At 69.0% G+C, this 16,394-nt stretch carries 15 protein-coding genes and 1 pseudogene; 6 read left to right on the forward strand and 10 right to left on the reverse strand.

Annotated features, from left to right (window positions below; translation table 11 throughout):
• Positions 1 to 106 precede the first annotated feature (106 nt).
• Both ACFXOM_RS25610 and ACFXOM_RS25615 read left to right on the forward strand, forming a co-directional pair.
• A complete protein-coding gene (locus tag ACFXOM_RS25610; protein ID WP_385039473.1) occupies positions 107 to 1,753 on the forward strand; it encodes a cation acetate symporter in 1,647 nt (548 codons plus the stop codon).
• A 322-nt stretch (positions 1,754 to 2,075) separates the two neighbouring features.
• Positions 2,076 to 2,215 (forward strand): annotated as a pseudogene (locus ACFXOM_RS25615) (IS5/IS1182 family transposase); the annotation flags it as partial.
• On the opposite strand, the gene ACFXOM_RS25620 reads toward ACFXOM_RS25615, so the two are convergent.
• The 3 genes from ACFXOM_RS25620 to ACFXOM_RS25630 all read right to left on the reverse strand — a co-directional run bounded on the left by ACFXOM_RS25620 (position 2,216) and on the right by ACFXOM_RS25630 (position 4,095).
• Complete coding sequence (locus ACFXOM_RS25620) at positions 2,216 to 2,551, reverse strand: hypothetical protein (RefSeq protein WP_384941832.1); 336 nt, start codon at positions 2,549 to 2,551, stop codon at positions 2,216 to 2,218.
• Positions 2,552 to 2,863: 312 nt separating this feature from the next.
• Positions 2,864 to 3,691 (reverse strand): tyrosinase family protein, encoded by an 828-nt coding sequence (locus ACFXOM_RS25625; protein ID WP_384941830.1) that lies wholly within the window; start codon positions 3,689 to 3,691, stop codon positions 2,864 to 2,866.
• A gap of 17 nt (positions 3,692 to 3,708) precedes the next feature.
• Positions 3,709 to 4,095 (reverse strand): tyrosinase cofactor, encoded by a 387-nt coding sequence (locus ACFXOM_RS25630; protein ID WP_384941828.1) that lies wholly within the window; start codon positions 4,093 to 4,095, stop codon positions 3,709 to 3,711.
• Between the two features lie 397 nt (positions 4,096 to 4,492).
• Here ACFXOM_RS25630 and ACFXOM_RS25635 point away from each other — a divergent pair, with 397 nt between their 5' ends.
• The gene (locus ACFXOM_RS25635; protein ID WP_385039476.1) at positions 4,493 to 5,272 is read left to right on the forward strand and encodes a crotonase/enoyl-CoA hydratase family protein; all 780 of its coding nucleotides are present in this window, start codon (positions 4,493 to 4,495) and stop codon (positions 5,270 to 5,272) included.
• Positions 5,273 to 5,321: 49 nt separating this feature from the next.
• Here ACFXOM_RS25635 and ACFXOM_RS25640 read toward each other — a convergent pair whose 3' ends face one another.
• Genes ACFXOM_RS25640 through ACFXOM_RS25650 form a run of 3 tightly spaced genes read right to left on the reverse strand, consistent with a single transcriptional unit; the run spans position 5,322 to position 8,718 of the window.
• Positions 5,322 to 6,068: a succinate dehydrogenase/fumarate reductase iron-sulfur subunit gene (locus ACFXOM_RS25640; protein ID WP_384946982.1), complete on the reverse strand. Its 747-nt coding sequence runs from the start codon at positions 6,066 to 6,068 to the stop codon at positions 5,322 to 5,324.
• Positions 6,065 to 8,011 (reverse strand): fumarate reductase/succinate dehydrogenase flavoprotein subunit, encoded by a 1,947-nt coding sequence (locus ACFXOM_RS25645; protein WP_385039478.1) that lies wholly within the window; start codon positions 8,009 to 8,011, stop codon positions 6,065 to 6,067. Before ACFXOM_RS25645 ends, ACFXOM_RS25640 begins: the two co-directional genes overlap by 4 nt.
• 2 nt (positions 8,012 to 8,013) lie before the next feature.
• The gene (locus tag ACFXOM_RS25650) at positions 8,014 to 8,718 is read right to left on the reverse strand and encodes a succinate dehydrogenase (protein ID WP_384941820.1); all 705 of its coding nucleotides are present in this window, start codon (positions 8,716 to 8,718) and stop codon (positions 8,014 to 8,016) included.
• 94 nt (positions 8,719 to 8,812) lie between these two features.
• Here ACFXOM_RS25650 and ACFXOM_RS25655 point away from each other — a divergent pair, with 94 nt between their 5' ends.
• Positions 8,813 to 9,712, forward strand: coding sequence for a LysR family transcriptional regulator (locus tag ACFXOM_RS25655; RefSeq protein WP_384941818.1), 900 nt, complete (start codon positions 8,813 to 8,815; stop codon positions 9,710 to 9,712).
• 95 nt (positions 9,713 to 9,807) lie between these two features.
• Here ACFXOM_RS25655 and ACFXOM_RS25660 read toward each other — a convergent pair whose 3' ends face one another.
• The 4 genes from ACFXOM_RS25660 to ACFXOM_RS25675 all read right to left on the reverse strand — a co-directional run bounded on the left by ACFXOM_RS25660 (position 9,808) and on the right by ACFXOM_RS25675 (position 14,631).
• The gene (locus ACFXOM_RS25660) at positions 9,808 to 11,976 is read right to left on the reverse strand and encodes a putative bifunctional diguanylate cyclase/phosphodiesterase (RefSeq protein ID WP_384941816.1); all 2,169 of its coding nucleotides are present in this window, start codon (positions 11,974 to 11,976) and stop codon (positions 9,808 to 9,810) included.
• On the reverse strand, positions 11,976 to 12,788 hold the full coding sequence (locus ACFXOM_RS25665) for an SAM-dependent methyltransferase (RefSeq protein ID WP_384941814.1): 813 nt from the start codon (positions 12,786 to 12,788) through the stop codon (positions 11,976 to 11,978). Before ACFXOM_RS25665 ends, ACFXOM_RS25660 begins: the two co-directional genes overlap by 1 nt.
• Positions 12,789 to 13,012: 224 nt before the next feature.
• Complete coding sequence (locus tag ACFXOM_RS25670) at positions 13,013 to 13,984, reverse strand: SCO0930 family lipoprotein (RefSeq protein ID WP_384941812.1); 972 nt, start codon at positions 13,982 to 13,984, stop codon at positions 13,013 to 13,015.
• 86 nt (positions 13,985 to 14,070) lie between these two features.
• The gene (locus tag ACFXOM_RS25675; protein WP_385039480.1) at positions 14,071 to 14,631 is read right to left on the reverse strand and encodes a hypothetical protein; all 561 of its coding nucleotides are present in this window, start codon (positions 14,629 to 14,631) and stop codon (positions 14,071 to 14,073) included.
• Between the two features lie 75 nt (positions 14,632 to 14,706).
• Here ACFXOM_RS25675 and ACFXOM_RS25680 point away from each other — a divergent pair, with 75 nt between their 5' ends.
• Together ACFXOM_RS25680 and ACFXOM_RS25685 are read left to right on the forward strand one after the other, a co-directional pair.
• A complete protein-coding gene (locus ACFXOM_RS25680) occupies positions 14,707 to 15,471 on the forward strand; it encodes a hypothetical protein (protein ID WP_384941809.1) in 765 nt (254 codons plus the stop codon).
• Between the two features lie 192 nt (positions 15,472 to 15,663).
• Positions 15,664 to 16,200 carry a hypothetical protein gene (locus tag ACFXOM_RS25685; protein ID WP_384941807.1) on the forward strand — a complete coding sequence of 179 codons (537 nt, stop codon included), beginning with the start codon at positions 15,664 to 15,666 and terminating at the stop codon, positions 16,198 to 16,200.
• Positions 16,201 to 16,394 lie beyond the last annotated feature (194 nt).

A 16,394-nucleotide genomic window follows, 5' to 3' on the forward strand; every position in this document is an offset into this window, starting at 1 on the left:
TGCACGCGCGCCTGCGACCCCCTCGAACAGCCCGTGACGTCCGGCACGCCCCAGCCCGGGAACCGGGGACCCTCCGGTGGCGGCAACAGGCACGGGTGGTGAAGCGATGCCCCTGGAATTCCTCAGCACGGGCGCGCTCGACTCCATCGGTTCCGACGCCAGACGGCCCGTGATCATCGCCTTCCTCTTGTTCGTCAGCGGTTCGCTGCTGTGGCTCTTCGCACTCGTCGCAGCTCACCAGGACGACCCGGACCGGCTCTACGTCGCAGGCCGGCGCCTGTCCCCCACGGTCAACGGGTTCGCCATGGCAGGCGAACAAATCTCGGCCGTCGCGCTGCTGGCGATCCCCGGCGGCATCGCACTGTTCGGCTACGACGGCTTCACCGTCGCCGTCGACGTGCTCCTCACCATGGGCGTCATGCTGCTTCTCGCCCAGAGGACACGAAACACCGGGCGCTACACACTCGGCGAACTCTTCGCACTCCGCGCACCGGGCCCAGGCCCCAGGATCGCAGCCGCCCTGGTGACCTTGGCCATCACCCTTCCGGTACTCACCGTCCAACTGCGGGCCGCCGGCATCAGCGTCTCCCTCCTGATCGGCATGCCCACCGACTCCGCCCAGCTGATCTGCACGATCCTCATCGGCTTCCTCGTCGCGTGCTTCGCCGCCATCGGAGACCTCAGAGGCATCACCTTCATGCAGGTCGTCAAAGTGCCCCTCTGCCTGATCACACTCGCAGTGGTCACCCTGCTGGCGCTCAGGAGATTCGAGTGGAACCCGGGACACCTGCTGGGAGCCGCAGTGAACCGGAGCCTGGCACCGGACAAGTACCTGAGCCCCGGGCTATGGCCTTACTGGACCAGCCTCAGACCACTCAACAGTGTCGGCGAGCACATCATCGCGATCCTCGGCACCGCGGTGGCACCCCACCTGCTCCTGCGCATCGGCGCCTCCCGATCCGGGCCGGCGGCACGGCGCTCGATCAGCATCGCATCGGCCCTGGTCGGCATGTTCACCGTCCTCCTGATCGCCACCGGGTTCGCATCAGCGGCTCTCCTGGGCAGCAAGAACATCGGCGCCGCCGACGGCAACGGACAGTCGTCCCTGCTCCTCCTGGCCTCCGACGTACTCGATGACGGCTCATCAGCACGCGTCGCACTCATCACCACCATCGCATGTGTCACCTTCCTCGCGGTCTTCACCGCCGTGACCAGTGTCGCGTTCGCTGCAGCGGTCTCCCTCACTCGCGACGTGTTCGCACGACGCCTGCGTCGTCACAGCAACACAGCAGAGGTACGCACCCTGCGTCTGGCCGTCGTCCTCCTGTGCACCGCAGGACTGTCGCTGTCCGTCGCCACACACCACTACCAGGTGGAATTCCTGGTCAACTTCGCCCTCAACGTCGCAGCGTCATGCATCTTCCCGGCACTGATCTGTTCCCTCTTCTGGCAGAAGTTCAACCGCAGAGGTCTGCTGTGGTCCGTCTACTGCGGACTCGCCCTGTGCACACTGCTCACCATCTTCTCACCCGAAGTCTCAGGGACCACGTACGCGCTGTGGCCGGAAACAGATTTCGCCTGGTACCCGTTCCACACCCCCGGACTGATCTCTGTACCGGCCGCCTTCCTACTCGGATGGACAGGCAGCATCACCTCTCACAAAGCCACACCCTCCCGCTTTCCCGACACCGAACACACGACGCCAACAGACACAGGTGAACGTCCGACAGCAACGTCAGCCGACTACAGCTGACAGGGCGACACACTCGACCTGCAGCCTGTGCGACGCCGCCCCTGTGACGGCCCGGGGGGATGCGTTGAAGAAGCAGATGATCCGCTCGGCCAGTGCCGCGCGACGGACCTCGCGTTTCGTCGGCTCCGACGGGCGGCGTCGCCACGTGCAGAACCAGATTCCGACACCCCAAGCGCCCGACAGGCAACGGTGTGCGGAACGTCGTGCCCGGTCCGCTGGTCGGCAACGAAGCCGGCAATCGTCACTTCGTCGCCTCTTTCGCCCGGAGGACGAGCGAAACGCTTGAAATTTCAACTTCCCCTTCAGTTGCACCTCCACGCAACGGGGGGAGGTCAAACGCTGTTCCAGCCGGCTGGAGCAGTTCCGCGCCATCGCGACCCGCTTGGACAAGCTCGCTGGCCGCTATCGGGCCGAGCTTCACCCGCGTCACCCGTCCTCTGGCTTCGTGAAACACGGGGATGATCAGTCGCCGATAAACCATAGGTAGCTGCCTGGGGTCTGTGAGCAGGACTGCAGCAGCCTCTCGAGGTCAAGGACGGCCGCCGTCTGCGACGGCCCCGAACACCGCTTCAACAGATCAGGCAACTCCCGCAGCGCAGCTTGCGCCTGTTGCTCGTTGAACAACGTATCCCCGTAAGGATCCACACGGGCAAGGTTGCCTTCATGGGTCTCGTCCAAGCCGAGCAACACATCGGCCAGCTTGTCGCCGTGCTCGTACGACCCACGGACCAAAGTCCCCCTGGACCGATCCCAGTCCAGGGCTGGCCGGTCGCCATGCAGTTCTATCTCGACGCCCACGGTGCTTCCCTTCGAACGACTGCACCAAGCACCCAAAACACGGGCGATCAGTCAAGCAGAGGCGTCCGACGACCGTAGATCATTTGTCAGACAGGGTATAGGGGCGGCCCCGCCGTCCGGCCCGGATGCCGATCGCGCTGCGGTCGCGGTGGCGAGCGGCGCCGCCTGCGGAGGGCCGGAGCACCACGATGACCCGCGGGGCGGGTCGGACGGCGGGCGGCAACCAGGGCGCGCCCCGGGCGCGTCCCGCTGGTGGCGCGGGCAGCCGGAGCCGCCCGCGCCGCCCTCCGCGGTGTGCCCGCGGCGGTCGGCTCAGTCGGCCGGGTCGTAGGTGTAGTGGCGGGTGTGGTCGAGCATGTCCGCCGGGGTCACGTCGTTCCAGGGGCGCATGGTGTCGTGGAGGTCGACGACGTCCGGCGTGCCCGCGGCGGGGAGGTAGGGCGAGCCCGGGTGGCGTCTCTGCCACTGCGACCACAGCTTGTCGACGAACGCGTGGTGCATCCAGAACACCGGGTCGTTCGGCGACACTCCGGTCACCATCTGTCCGCCGACCCAGACGTGGACGCGGTTGTGCAGGTTGACGCCGCGCCAGCCTTCGAGGTGGTTGCGGAATCCGTCGGAGGCGCTGTTCCACGGCGCGGCGTCGTAGACCTGCATGGCGAGGACGGTGTCCACCTCGGCCCTGGTCGGCAACTGGCGCCCGTTGGCGGCGAGGTCACGCCGCAGGTACCCCCGGCCGTCGACGCGCACGTTGATGGGCCAGTTGCCCGATGCAGCGGCGAACGGGCCGTCCATGACGCGTCCGTCCCTGCTGCGCCCGGTGCCGCCGAGGAAGTCCGCGGCCCAGAGTGACGAGGCGGAGGTCCGGTCGGCCGTCCAGTCCCAGTACGGGAGCGCCACCGACGGATCGACGGACTGTAACGCCTGCTCGAACTGTATGAGGAACCTGCGGTGCCAGGGCAGGAAGGAGGGCGAGCGGTGGCCGACGCGGTCCCCGTTGTCGGTGTCACTCATGATGAAGGCGTTGTGAGTGGTGACGAAGGTGTCGTACTGCCCGCTGCGCTTGAGGGCGAGGAGGGCGTTGACGAACCTCCGCTTCTCGGGGGCGCTGAGGTTGGCCTGGTTCTTGCGTACGGTCATGGCGGTGGTGCTCCGGATCAGGAAGTGGCGAGCGGGACGAGAGTGGCGCCCTGGAGTTCGACGACGGCGGCACGCGCGATGGCGCGCGGCGAAACGTGCGGCTCGTAGTGGTTGATGACGCTGATCCACGTGCCGTCGGCGTTCTGCATGACGTGGAGTTCGTCGCCGTCGATACGCACGGAGTAGCCGCCGCCGTGACCGCCGTGGGCACCGTGGTGGCCACCGCCGTGGGAGGGCCCTCCCTGTATGCGGCGGCCGAGGTAGACCTCGTCGAACGATGCGGGCGCGGCGGACCCTTCCGTCGCGGCGGCCTGTGCGGTGCCGTACGCGACGCCGGCCACCGTGAGGCCGGCAGCGGCACCGGCGGCGGCACCCAGGGCTTGACGACGGGTGAGTCTGGACATGCGGGAACCCCCAGTGAGGTGTGGTCGGACGGCGGTCCGTCGGTCAGTCGGCACCGCCGTGGCCATGACTACAGGCCGGTCACCGTCGGGCAGTAGTCGCCGGGGAGGGGTTGGGCACCATACGGACATGTCGCCATACGAAGTGCAGGGTTGAACGAAGTTGATCTTGCAGTCCACCCGCGCTCACGGTCGTGCGGATGCAAAATCTGCGTCACATGTGACGGTTGCGTGAAAATTCTTCGCGGACCTGCTACGAAACGTGCTCGGTGTCACAGGTGAAATCTGTCTGAAACATACGCCGGCGACAGGGTCTTCCCGTCCGGCCCGCCCTCTCCCGCCGGACAGCCCCTAGGGTGGCCCGCACCGGTTCTTCGTCGACCGTCCCGGAGGAAGCGCGTTGAACGAAACCCCCGCCGTACGGATCGAACGTGACGGCCCCGTGTACACCGTGGTCCTCAGCCGCCCCGAGGTGCGCAACGCCGTCGACGGCCCGACGGCCGCCCTCCTCGTCGACGCCTTCCGCACGTTCGACGCGGACGACGGAGCCTCGGTCGCCGTACTGTGGGGCGAGGGGGGCACGTTCTGCGCCGGGGCCGACCTCAAGGCCATCGGCACCGATCGCGGTAACGAGGTCACGCTCGACGGCGACGGCCCCATGGGCTCCACCCGTTTGCGACTGGGCAAACCGGTGATCGCCGCGGTCTCCGGGCACGCCGTGGCCGGGGGGCTGGAGCTCGCGCTCTGGTGCGATCTGCGCGTGGCCGAACAGAACTCCGTCTTCGGGGTGTTCTGCCGGCGCTGGGGGGTGCCCCTGATCGACGGCGGCACCGTGCGGCTGCCCCGACTCATCGGTGAGAGCCGCGCGATGGACATGATCCTCACCGGCCGGCCCGTCCCCGCCGCCGAGGCATTCGAGATGGGCCTCGCGAACCGGCTCGTCCCCCCGGGAGAAGCCCGTCCGGCCGCGGAGGAGCTCGCGCGCCGGATAGCGGCGTTCCCCCAGCTCTGCCTGCGCCACGATCGGCTCTCGGCACGGGAACAGCACGGTCTGCCCGAGCACGAGGCACTGGCCGGTGAGTACCGGCACGGGCTGGTACCGCTGACCGAGGGCGAAACGGGGAACGGCGCCGCGCGTTTCACGGGCGGCGCCGGCCGCCACGGGTCGTTCACGGACTGACGTGCACCGCGGCGTGGCGGACGGCCGCTTCCGTGGCCGCCCCACCGCGCTACCGGGCGACCTTGCGCACCGCTCGCAGCCACTCCCTGTTCATGGCTGCGATGGACGGCAGCGGAATGCCCTTGGGACAGGCAGTTGCGCACTCCCCGGTGAGGGTGCAGCCGCCGAAACCCTCCTCGTCCATCGCCTCGACCATGTCGAGTACCCGGGTCTCCCGCTCCGGTGCTCCCTGCGGGAGCACATTCAAGTGGTTGACCTTCGCCGAAGTGAACAACATTGCCGAGCCATTGGGACAGGCCGCCACGCAGGCCCCGCACCCGATGCACTCCGCGTGCTCGAAGGCGGAGTCGGCAGCGGCCTTGGGGACGGGTGTGGCGTGTGCCTCGGGAGCGGCCCCGGTCGGCACGCTGACGTATCCGCCGGCCTGGATGATCCGGTCGAATGCCGACCGGTCCACCACCAGGTCCTTCACCACGGGGAAGGCGGAGGCGCGCCACGGCTCGACGTCGACGGTCTCGCCGTCGGTGAAGGACCGCATGTGGAGCTGGCAGGTGGTGGTGCGCTCGGGTCCGTGCGCGTCGCCATTGATGACGAGCGAGCAGGCGCCGCAGATGCCTTCGCGGCAGTCGTGGTCGAAGGCGACGGGATCCTCACCGCGGAGGAGGAGTTCCTCGTTGAGGGTGTCGAGCATGTCGAGGAACGACATGTCCGGCGAGATGCCGTCCACTTCGTAGGTGACCATGGCACCGGGTGCGACTGCGTCCTTCTGGCGCCAGACGCGCAGGGTGAGCTTCATGCGTAGCTCCGTTGGGTGGGGTGGACGTACTCGAAGACGAGGTTTTCCCTGTGCAGGACGGGCGCACGACCGGTGCCGGAGAACTCCCACGCCGCCGCGTACGTGTATGCGTCGTCCTTCCGCGCCGCCTCGCCCTCCGGGGTCCGGGACTCCTCACGGAAGTGACCGCCGCACGACTCCGACCGGTGCAGGGCGTCGAGGCACATCAGTTCGGCGAGCTCCAGGTAGTCGACGATGCGGTTCGCCTTCTCCAGCGACTGGTTGAACTCCTCTCCCGTCCCGGGAACCTTGACGCGGCGCCAGAACTCGGAGCGGATCTGCGGGATCCGGTCGAGGGCCTTCCGCAGTCCCTGCCCGGTCCGCGACATTCCGCAGAACTCCCACATGACCTCCCCCAGTTCTCGGTGGAAGGAGTCGGGGGTGCGGTCGCCGTCGACGGCCAACAACCGGGCCAGCCGGCCCTCCGTCTCCGCGAGCACCTCGGTGACCACCGGGTGGGACGCGTCGACCGGGCCGGCGTTCGGATGACGGGCGAGGTAGTCGTTGATCGTCGCAGGGAGGACGAAGTAGCCGTCGGCGAGCCCCTGCATCAGTGCGGACGCGCCGAGCCTGTTGGCTCCGTGGTCGGAGAAGTTGGCCTCGCCGATGGCGAAGAGTCCCGGGACGGTGGTCTGCAGGTCGTAGTCGACCCAGAGGCCGCCCATCGTGTAGTGCACGGCGGGGTAGATGCGCATGGGCGCCTCGTAGGGGCTCTCGGCGGTGATCCGCTCGTACATGTCGAAGAGATTGCCGTACCTCTCCTCGACCTTCGCCCTGCCCATCCGGCCGATGGCGTCGGCGAAGTCGAGGTACACCCCCTCGCCCCCGGGACCGACGCCGCGGCCCTCGTCACAGACGTTCTTCGCGGCGCGGGAGGCGATGTCGCGTGGGACGAGGTTGCCGAAGGAGGGGTAGATCCGCTCCAGGTAGTAGTCGCGCTCGTCCTCGGGGATCGTGTGCGGCGGGCGCGAGTCTCCCTTGGCCTTCGGCACCCAGATCCGGCCGTCGTTCCGCAGCGACTCGCTCATCAGGGTCAGCTTGGACTGGTGGTCACCGGTGCGCGGGATACAGGTCGGGTGGATCTGGGTGAAGCAGGGGTTGGCGAAGTACGCTCCGCGCCGGTGCGCACGCCACACGGCCGTCGCGTTGGAGTTCATCGCGTTGGTCGACAGGTAGAAGACGTTGCCGTAGCCACCCGATGCCAGCACCACCGCGTCCCCGAACCAGGTACCGATCTCCCCGGTGATCAGGTCCCGGGCGACGATGCCGCGTGCCCGCCCGTCGATGACGATCAGGTCGAGCATCTCCGTCCTGGGGTGCATCTCCACGTTGCCGGCGGCGATCTGCCGGCTCAGCGCCTGGTAGGCACCGAGCAGTAGTTGCTGTCCGGTCTGGCCCCGGGCGTAGAAGGTGCGGGAGACCTGGACGCCGCCGAACGAACGGGTGTCGAGCAGGCCGCCGTACTCCCGGGCGAACGGTACGCCCTGGGCGACGCACTGGTCGATGATCTCGACCGATATCTGCGCCAGGCGGTGGACGTTGGACTCGCGAGCTCGGAAGTCACCGCCCTTGACGGTGTCGTAGAAGAGGCGCTGCACGGAGTCGCCGTCGTTGCGGTAGTTCTTGGCGGCGTTGATACCGCCCTGGGCGGCGATGGAATGGGCACGGCGCGGCGAGTCCTGGTAGCAGAACTGGACCACGTGGTACCCCTGTTCGGCGAGGGTGGCGCCGGCGGACCCGCCCGCGAGGCCGGTGCCCACCACGATCACGGTGTGTTTGCGTCGGTTGGCGGGGTTGACCAGCCGAGCTTCGAACCGGCGGCGGTCCCATCGTTCGGCGACGGGCCCCGCGGGGGCCTTGGTGTCGGCGATCGGCTCGCCGGTCTCGTAGTGCAGATAGCTCATGGTCAGCTCACCATTCCGGTCATCACAGCGACGGGTACGGAGACGAAGCCCGCGGTCAGCAGCAGCGCCAGGACGTCGGCAGCGGTCTTGAGCGTGCGGTCGAGCCCCGCCCGGCCCGCGCCGAGGGTCTGGGCGGCGCTGAAGAAGCCGTGGCGGATGTGCAGGCCGAGGGCGAGCATCGCGGTCAGGTAGATCGTGTTGCCGTACCAGGTGGAGAAGGAGGCGACGACGTTCTGGTAGGGACGGCCGGCCTGCGCGTTCTCGTTGACGGTCAGGGTCGTCAGGTCGAGCAGGTGCCAGACGACGAAGAGGGCGAGGATGATCCCGCCCCAGCGCATGGTGCGCGTGGCGTAGCCGGCCCGGCGCCGCTTGTGGACGTAGCCACGAGGGCGTGCCCTGATGTCGCGCCGACTGAGCTGGTACGCCGACACGCCGTGCAGGACGACGGCGGCGACCAGCACCACGCGAACGAGCCAGAGGGCCCACTCGTGGTGCAGGAAGGGTTCGCCGACGGTGCGCAGCCAGTGGGCGTAGCCGTTGAACTCGTCGGAGCCGAAGAAGATCTTGAGATTGCCCAGCATGTGGACGACCAGGTAAGCGAGCATGATCAAGCCGGTCACGGCCATCACCGTCTTCTTGCCGATGGTCGATCCCCAGAGTGTGCGCGTCATGGACGACCGTCGGTCCGTCCGCGTTGCCAGAGCCATGGACACAGACGCTAGAGCGCCCCAGTACAAGAGGTCCAAGACATGGTTTCGCTCATCTCCATAGGCAAAACCTATCGTGCGTTAGGGTGGACCCATGCAATTCCAGCAACTTCACTACTTCGTGGCGGTGGCGGAGACCCGTCACTTCACCCGCGCCGCGGAGCGGGTGCACGTCTCGCAGCCGTCGCTCTCCCAGCAGATCAAGGCGCTGGAGAAGGAGCTCGGGGCGGAGTTGTTCAGCCGTGCACGGGGCAACGTCGCACTGACGGATGCGGGAGAGTCGTTGCTACCGCTCGCGCGGCGGATCCTTGCCGACGCCGACACCGCCCGGCGCGAGGTGCAGGAACTCGTCCAGCTGCGACGCGGACGGATCCGGCTGGGCGCCACGCCGAGCCTGTGCACGGGTCTGCTGCCGGAGGCACTGCGCTCCTTCCACGACCTGCACCCGGGGATCGAGTTGCTGATCGAGGAGGGCGGCTCGCACGACCTGGTGCGCGAGCTGGCACGTGGCGCGCTCGACCTGGCACTGGTGGTGCTGCCGCTGCCGAGCCCCTCGCCGGCCCTCACCACCGTGGAGCTGCTCGAGGAGGACCTGGTGGTCGTCTCGTCCGCAGCCGCCTCCGCGCCCCGCCGACCGGTGCGGATCGCGGACCTCCGGGACGAGCCGCTGGTCATGTTCCGCCACGGGTACGACCTGCGGGAGCTGACGGTCGCCGCATGCCGCGCCGAAGGCTTCGAGCCGTCGTTCACGGTGGAGGGCGGCGAGATGGACGCGGTGCTCGGCTTCGTGCGGGCGGGGCTCGGGATCGCCGTGGTGCCCCGGATGGTGGCGTCCAGGGCCGGACGGGACCTGCACGTCACCGCCCTCGCCCCGCCGGGGCTGCGGCGCCGCATCGCGCTCGCCCACCGCAGCGACGTGGCCCCGCCACGGGCGGCGCGCGAGCTGCAACGGATGCTGCTGGGCTCACGACCCACGTCAGGCCCGCAGGGGTGACGGCCCTCCGTCCGGCGCACGTGACCGGACCGCGGACGGCTGGTGGAGGGGCCGGGGGCACGGCCCCGGCCCCACGCGGAGCGCCTCGCGCGGCCTCAGACCGCGTCGGCCAGGGAGAGGGTGTGCAGCTGGTCCGGCGGCCCGGGGCGGGCGTAGTACCAGCCCTGAGCCGTGTCGCAGCCGAGTTCGCGCAGTTGCTCGGCCTGCGCGCCCGTTTCCACGCCCTCCACCGTGACGGCCAGTTCGAGGCTGTGTGCCAGTGCGACGATCCCCTCGACGATCTTGATGTCCACGGGGTCCGCCGGATGCCGCTGCATGCCCTGGGTGAACGAGCGGTCCAGTTTGAGCACGCTCACCGGCAGCCGTCGGAGATTGGCGAGGTTCGAGTAGCCGGTCCCGAAGTCGTCGAGCGCGATGTCGACGCCCATGTCGGCGAGCTGGCGCAGGGGCTTGAGCAGGTCCTCGTTCGCGCCGATCAGCGCGGATTCGGTGACCTCAAGGCAGAGCGCACCCGGTTCCAGCCCCGAACGCTCCAGCACGTCGATCGTGTCGGAGACGAGGCCCGGGTGGTGCAGCTGAGTGGGCGACAGGTTGACGTTGATCCGCAGCGGCCGGGCGGTCCCGGCGGGGGAAGCCTGCTCGTGCCAGAACCGGGCCTGGCGCACGGCCTCCTGTAGTACCCAGCGACCGAGCGGGACGATGAGACCGGTGTGCTCGGCCAGCGGGATGAACCGGTCGGGCCCGAGCACACCGTGCTGCGGGTGGCACCATCGCACCAGCGCCTCGGCCCCGTACACCGTCCCGTCGCCGAGGTGTACCAGCGGCTGGTACTCGATGAAGAACTCGCCGCGTTCCAGGGCGGCGGGCAGCGCGGTGGTCAGCCCGTGCCGGGTGATGGCCCGGGCGTCCGCCTCGGCGTCGGAGAATTCGTAGCGGTTGCCGCCAGCGGACTTGGCCCGGTACATGGTGATGTCGGCGCTGCGCAGCACCTCGGCGGAGGTGCGCTCGCCCGCGGGCCCCTCGACGATCCCGATGCTCCCCCGGACACTGATCTCCCGGCCGTCCAGGGTGATCGGGATGCCGAGGACGGTGAGGATGCGTGAGGCGAGTTCACGTACCTCGCGTTCGGTGTCCTCGCCGGTGGTCAGTGCCACGAACTCGTCGCCACCGAGCCGGGCCACCATCTCCCCCGGTGCCGTCGCACAGCTCTGCAAGCGATCGGCGACCTCCACGAGCAGCCGGTCCCCCGCCGAGTGGCCCAGGCTGTCGTTGATCGCCTTGAACCCGTCGAGGTCGAGGTAGCAGAGTCCGAAGCGTGCCCCGTCCTTCGCCGTCAGGACCTTCTCCAACCGCTCGAAGAACAGGGTGCGGTTGGGCAGTCCGGTGAGCGCGTCGTGCGTGGCCTCGTACCGGAGCCGGAGGTTGAGCAGCCTGCGCTCGGTGGTGTCCTCCATCAGGGCCAGTTGGTATTCGGGATTGCCCTCCGCGTCGCGCAGCAGCGAGACGGTGAGATTGGTCCACAGTACGGTGCCGTCGTTGCGGTAGAAGGGCTTCTCGGCCCGGAAGTGCTCGCGATCGCCCCGTACGAGCTCCTCGTAGAGGTCCCACACGTTCGGCCGGTCCTCGGGATGGGCCCACTCATGGACCTTGCGGCCCCGAACGTGGTGCTCCAGACCGCCGAACATCCGGGTGAGGGTGTCGTTGACCTCCAGCACGTTGCCCTCGAGGTCGGCGATGCCGATGCCGACGGCCGCTCCCTCGAACACCGCCCTGAATCGGGTCTCGGTCGCGTGCAGGGCCTCCATGGCGTCACTCCGCGCGGCGAGCGCCGACCTGGCGATGGCCTCCTGTTCGGAGAGCGTCCGCTCGCGGAGCGCCTGGGCGTAGCCCGCGGCGAGGCCGTGCTGGAGCTTCGCGCAGCGCGCCCGGCTGTCCTCGACGGATTCGCGGTCTGCGCCGCAGTAGAGCACCAGGTAGGCGTCGATGACACCGAGCGTGCGGCTGAGCGCATCGGGATCGGTGCAGTGTGCGTCGACCAGTGCGGCACCGACGTGCTGGGCGGCGGCGGTGTCGAACGGACGCCTGTGCAGCGCGTCGCTCAACTCCCGGGCCAGCGGTAGCAGGTGCTGTTCGAACTCGGGACGGGTCAGCGAGGTGGCCGTGGCCGGGAAGATCGCCCGGCTCCAGATGGTCGCGAACCGTCGGAGTCTGTCCTCCAGGCCGTCCGGGTCCGCCGCGGAACCCGCTGCCTGCGACGGCGTCATCACGCCTTGCGCCCCACCCCTGCGTACCCGGAGAAGGCGTATGGATCCTCCTGCTCGGCCGGGGTGTCGGGGCGCCAGTCGGGCATCGCCACAAGTCCCGGGTCCACCAGTGTGAAACCGTCGAAGAAGCGTCGGATCTCTTCCCGGGAGCGCATGACGAGCGGATTGCGGATCTCCTCGTACACGCCGACGGCGCCGCTCGCCCGCTCCTGAGGCACGGGGATGCCTTCGTAGGAGGCGTGAGTGAGGACGAGGAGGCTCCCGGGAGCCAGTCCCTCCCGCAACTCGGCCACCGCACCCAACGGGTCGTCCGCGTCTTCCAGGAAGTGGAGCACGGCGACGAGGAGCAGGGCCACGGGGCGGTCGAGGTCGAGGAGCCGGTCGACCTCGAGGCTCTCCAGGATGTCGCCCGGTTCGCGCAGGTCGGCCCGGACGATCCCGGCGTTGTCATGACCGTCGAGCACGGCCTGGCTGTGGGCCACGGCGACCGGGTCGTGGTCGACGTAGACCACCCTGGCACGGGGGTCTGCCTTCTGTGCCACTTCGTGCACATTGCCGAACGTGGGTATGCCGGACCCTATGTCGAGGAACTGGGTGATGCCTTCGCTCACGGCGTAGTGTACCGCGCGGCGCATGAACGCACGGTTCGCTTGCATGATCTTGGGGAGGCCCGGCATGAACTGCATCGCCTTGCGGGCGGCTTCCCGGTCGACCTCGAAATTGTGCGAGCCGCCAAGGTAGTAGTCGTAAATGCGGGACACGCTCGGCACCGATATGTCGATGCCGGGCGGGGCCCAGGCGGGACGCTCCATTGATGTCTCCAACAAGTCGCCACGGGGGAACGGCCACATCCTCGGCCGGTGTTCGAGCCGAGGCTACTGACAGCCCGCCGGGAGAGCGAGCAGAAACGGAAATTAACGATCCGTTCTTGGTCACACGCCAGCGGCACGTGCGAGCCCGTTCCCGTCACGTGCAGCCGGCCCGCCGGCACGCGGGGGGCGTGACGACGGGCCGGTGGCCGGAGGCTGCATGGGGACTACTTGGGCGCTCCGACCGGCTTGCCCTGGGGTGAGACGGCGTACCACGTGCCGCCCACGCCCTGGCCGTTGGTGTCTCCCGGCTTGGAGTCACCGGAGTAGGTGTAGATGGGCCAGCAGTTGATCGTCTGCTGCTTGATGCCGTCGGGGCGGTCGAAGGTGACGAAGCCCTTCTTGAGGATGCCCTCCGTGTCGTTCTTGTCGACCGGTGCGACGACCGGCCACTTCTCCAGGCAGGCTCCCGTGCAGGCCGTCTTCATCGGCCACGCGGAGTCCTTCATGAATCGGTAGACCGTCATTCCGTTCTTGTCGACGACGATCTCACCGAGCTTCGGGTCCTTGCGGACGGACAGGCCGGCGAGGTCGGCGGGCTTGCCGCCCTCCTCCGCCTCGTCGCCGCCTCCACCACCGGGTGCGGCCTTCTTGCCGTCGGGGGCGGAAGCGAACCAGGTGCCGCCCACGCCCTGGCCGTTGGCGTCACCGGCCTTCTTGTCCTTGGCGTAGCGGTACATCGGCCAACCACCGATGGTGAGCTGCTTGGTGCCGTCGGGGCGGGCGACCTCACCGATCAGCGAGGCGTCGGTACCGGGGGCGGGCGTCACATCACCGGCCGCCACGACCGGCCAGGCCTTCGCACATTCGCCCTCACAGCTGGCCTTGGGCGGGTTGGCCGAGTCCTTGTCGAAGCGGTAGAGGGTGAATCCCTCACTGTCGGTGAGGACCTTGCCGAGCTTCTTGCTCTCCCAGACGGCCAACTGGCCCGCCGTCTTGGGAGTGGCGGCGTCGCCGGCGTCGCCGCCGTACCCGGCGTTACCGTACCCGCTGCCGGCGGCGGGCTGTCCTGCCGGGTTCGCCACCCCGACGGCCTGGCCGTTGGTCTGCGTCGCCCCCTTGTCCTGACCGCACGCCGTCGTCAGCGCGAGTACGGCCGCTGCAGTCACCGCGAGCGAGGCGTTCCGCCAGGTCTTCATGTCAACTCCCGTTACCCGGTTCTGGTTCGGCGCCTGGTGGGTGCGCCGTTCATGGCCCTAGGTACGGGTGCGAGGGCGTGAAGTGTTCAACCGGTACCGGAATTTTTCTCCGCGGCCCCAAACACGGGTGCCCCGACAACCGCTCCAACGAGGGAATCGGCGTCCGGCCCGGCGTGCGGGGCGAGCCTCTGGATCATGCTCATCGACGTGTACGGATCGCTCGTCGGACGGCTGTTGGGAGCCGCCGCACTCGCCTGGCTACTGGCGGCCCCGGTGCCCGCCGTCGCCGACAACTGCTCGTACGCCTCGATCGGATCCGACGTGTCGGATTCCGTCATGGCCGTGGCGGGCAGCGCCCACTGCGCGGCGGGACCGGTGCCCACTCCCGCGCCGCCTCCACCACCACCGCCGCCACCGCCGCCACCACCGCCACCACCTCCGCCACCTCCGCCACCTCCGCCACCTCCGCCACCTCCGCCCCGGATCGCACCCGAACCCGCGCCGCCTCCTCCCCCACCGCCGCCACCTCCCTCACCCACTCCGACCATCCGCCCGAAGCCCCAGCGACCGACCCCGGTCGCGCTTCCCGAATACCGCAGGCCCCGGCGCAAGGAACCACCGGGCGGGCCGTCCCTGGTGTCGCTCACGCTCCTGGTGACGGCCCCGGCGGTGCTCGCCGCTGCCTTTCTGCGCCCCCGATCCCGCTGATCATTGGAGGTCCCGTGTCGGAATGGGCCGTACTGACGATCGCGATGGCCGCCGCATGCGCGGTCGTCCTGGCCATCACCGTCATCAACCAGCGGCGCGTCGGCGATGACGACGATCCCTCGGAGACACCCGATGTGATCGAGTACATGACGATGATGATCGGCGTGGTGTACGCCATCGTGCTGGGACTGGCCATCGCAGGGGTCTGGGAAGCCCGCGGCGCCGCCGAGGACTCGGTGCGCCTCGAAGCCCAGGCCCTGCACGAGGTCAGCGCCCGTGCCGAGGTGTACCCACCCGAGGTCCGCAACCGTATTCGGCACGACGTGGACGCCTACGTCACCCATGTCGTGCACACCGAATGGCGCCACATGGTCGAAGAGGGTTCACTCACCGACGAGGGCACCGCGCTCCTCGAACGGGTACGCCGCGACGTGACGGACTACGTACCGAAGACCGATCACGAGGGTCAGTCGTACCAGCCCCTGGTCGACCAAGTGGCGCTGGCCGACGACGCGCGGGGCGCCCGCGGGCAGAGCACCGGGGCGACGATGCCCGGCGTGGTGTGGTTCGGGCTGATCAGCGGTGCGTTGGTCACCGTCGGCCTGATCTTCACACTCCAGATCCGCCGGACCTTCAAGGAACTGCTGCTGGCCGGGCTCTTCAGCGCCCTGATCGCCTTTCTGCTCTTCCTCATCTGGGACTTCGACGCGCCGTTCGGCCGAGGGGTCGCAGCCAGTGCCGCGCCGTTCACCGACCTGTTCCCACATCTCTCCAGCTGACCACGAGGCCACTCGGGTGGCACCACGGAGCCACGTGACGCTCCGCCACCCGGGTGAGGCACGTGCCCCATTCGTCCGTCTGGGCTCGCGAGTGTGATATTGCGCTCCTAGCGTTTCGGGCATCGAGGTGCATTCCCTGCCTTTGTGGAAACCCGTTCCGCAGCTGCTCCTCGGGGACCCGGAGGATTGCCCATGCGCGCGATACCCGTCGCGTCCGCCGCTCTGCTGGGAGCGGCCGCCCTCGCCCTGACCTCTCCTACCGCGACTGCAGACACCGCGGAGGGCGCCGCCGGCGCCGCGCGGAAGCAGCCGTTCTCGTTCGCCGTCAGCCCCTCGACCGTCGCTCCCGGCGGCCAGGTCACGCTGACCGTGTCCGGTTGCTCCACCACGGCCACGGCCTCGTCGGGGGTGTTCGACACCATCACCATTCCGCCGGGCATGAGGGGCACGGCGACGGTCGACTGGGACGCCAGGCGCGGTGCCGTCTACTCCGTGCAGTTCACCTGCAACGGTCAGACCGGTACGACCGATCTGACCATTTCCGGCGGTACGGCCTCGCCCACCGCCCGCTCGACCAGCACCGCCGCGCCCCAGGGCGTCCGGGGCGGAGTCGGCGGCAGCCTCGGGATGAACACCGGCGAGGTCGTGACGGGCGCCGTACTCGTCGTCGCAGCCGCCGGTGGCGCCTTCTACGTGATCCGGCGCCGGTCCGGAAACCGTATGCACTGATGTCCGCTGCCGCGCTGTGAAGCGCGACAGCACCCCGTCGCCCCGAGTCCTGGTCCAGAGGACGGGGGGGAGGGGGAGGGGGGGGGAGGAGGGGGGGGGGTGCGGGGGGGGGCTGGTGGGGGGGGGTCTTTTTTGGGGCCCGTGGCGGCCCCCCCCCCTCCCCCCCCCCGCGCCGTTCCGGCGACCATTGACGC

The sequence above is a fragment of the Streptomyces sp. NPDC059169 genome (assembly GCF_042755225.1).
In the GTDB taxonomy this organism is placed as follows: Bacteria; Actinomycetota; Actinomycetes; order Streptomycetales; family Streptomycetaceae; genus Streptomyces.

Bases quoted from the DNA above. Each gene is read 5' to 3' on its own strand.
- ACFXOM_RS25610 (WP_385039473.1), top strand. From the start codon at position 107: ATGCCCCTGGAATTCCTCAGCACGGGCGCGCTCGACTCCATCGGTTCC.
- ACFXOM_RS25625 (WP_384941830.1), bottom strand. From the start codon at position 3,691: ATGACCGTACGCAAGAACCAGGCCAACCTCAGCGCCCCCGAGAAGCGG.
- ACFXOM_RS25630 (WP_384941828.1), bottom strand. From the start codon at position 4,095: ATGTCCAGACTCACCCGTCGTCAAGCCCTGGGTGCCGCCGCCGGTGCC.
- ACFXOM_RS25640 (WP_384946982.1), bottom strand. From the start codon at position 6,068: ATGAAGCTCACCCTGCGCGTCTGGCGCCAGAAGGACGCAGTCGCACCC.
- ACFXOM_RS25645 (WP_385039478.1), bottom strand. From the start codon at position 8,011: ATGAGCTATCTGCACTACGAGACCGGCGAGCCGATCGCCGACACCAAG.
- ACFXOM_RS25650 (WP_384941820.1), bottom strand. From the start codon at position 8,718: ATGGCTCTGGCAACGCGGACGGACCGACGGTCGTCCATGACGCGCACA.
- ACFXOM_RS25655 (WP_384941818.1), top strand. From the start codon at position 8,813: ATGCAATTCCAGCAACTTCACTACTTCGTGGCGGTGGCGGAGACCCGT.
- ACFXOM_RS25660 (WP_384941816.1), bottom strand. From the start codon at position 11,976: ATGACGCCGTCGCAGGCAGCGGGTTCCGCGGCGGACCCGGACGGCCTG.
- ACFXOM_RS25665 (WP_384941814.1), bottom strand. From the start codon at position 12,788: ATGGAGCGTCCCGCCTGGGCCCCGCCCGGCATCGACATATCGGTGCCG.
- ACFXOM_RS25670 (WP_384941812.1), bottom strand. From the start codon at position 13,984: ATGAAGACCTGGCGGAACGCCTCGCTCGCGGTGACTGCAGCGGCCGTA.
- ACFXOM_RS25685 (WP_384941807.1), top strand. From the start codon at position 15,664: ATGCGCGCGATACCCGTCGCGTCCGCCGCTCTGCTGGGAGCGGCCGCC.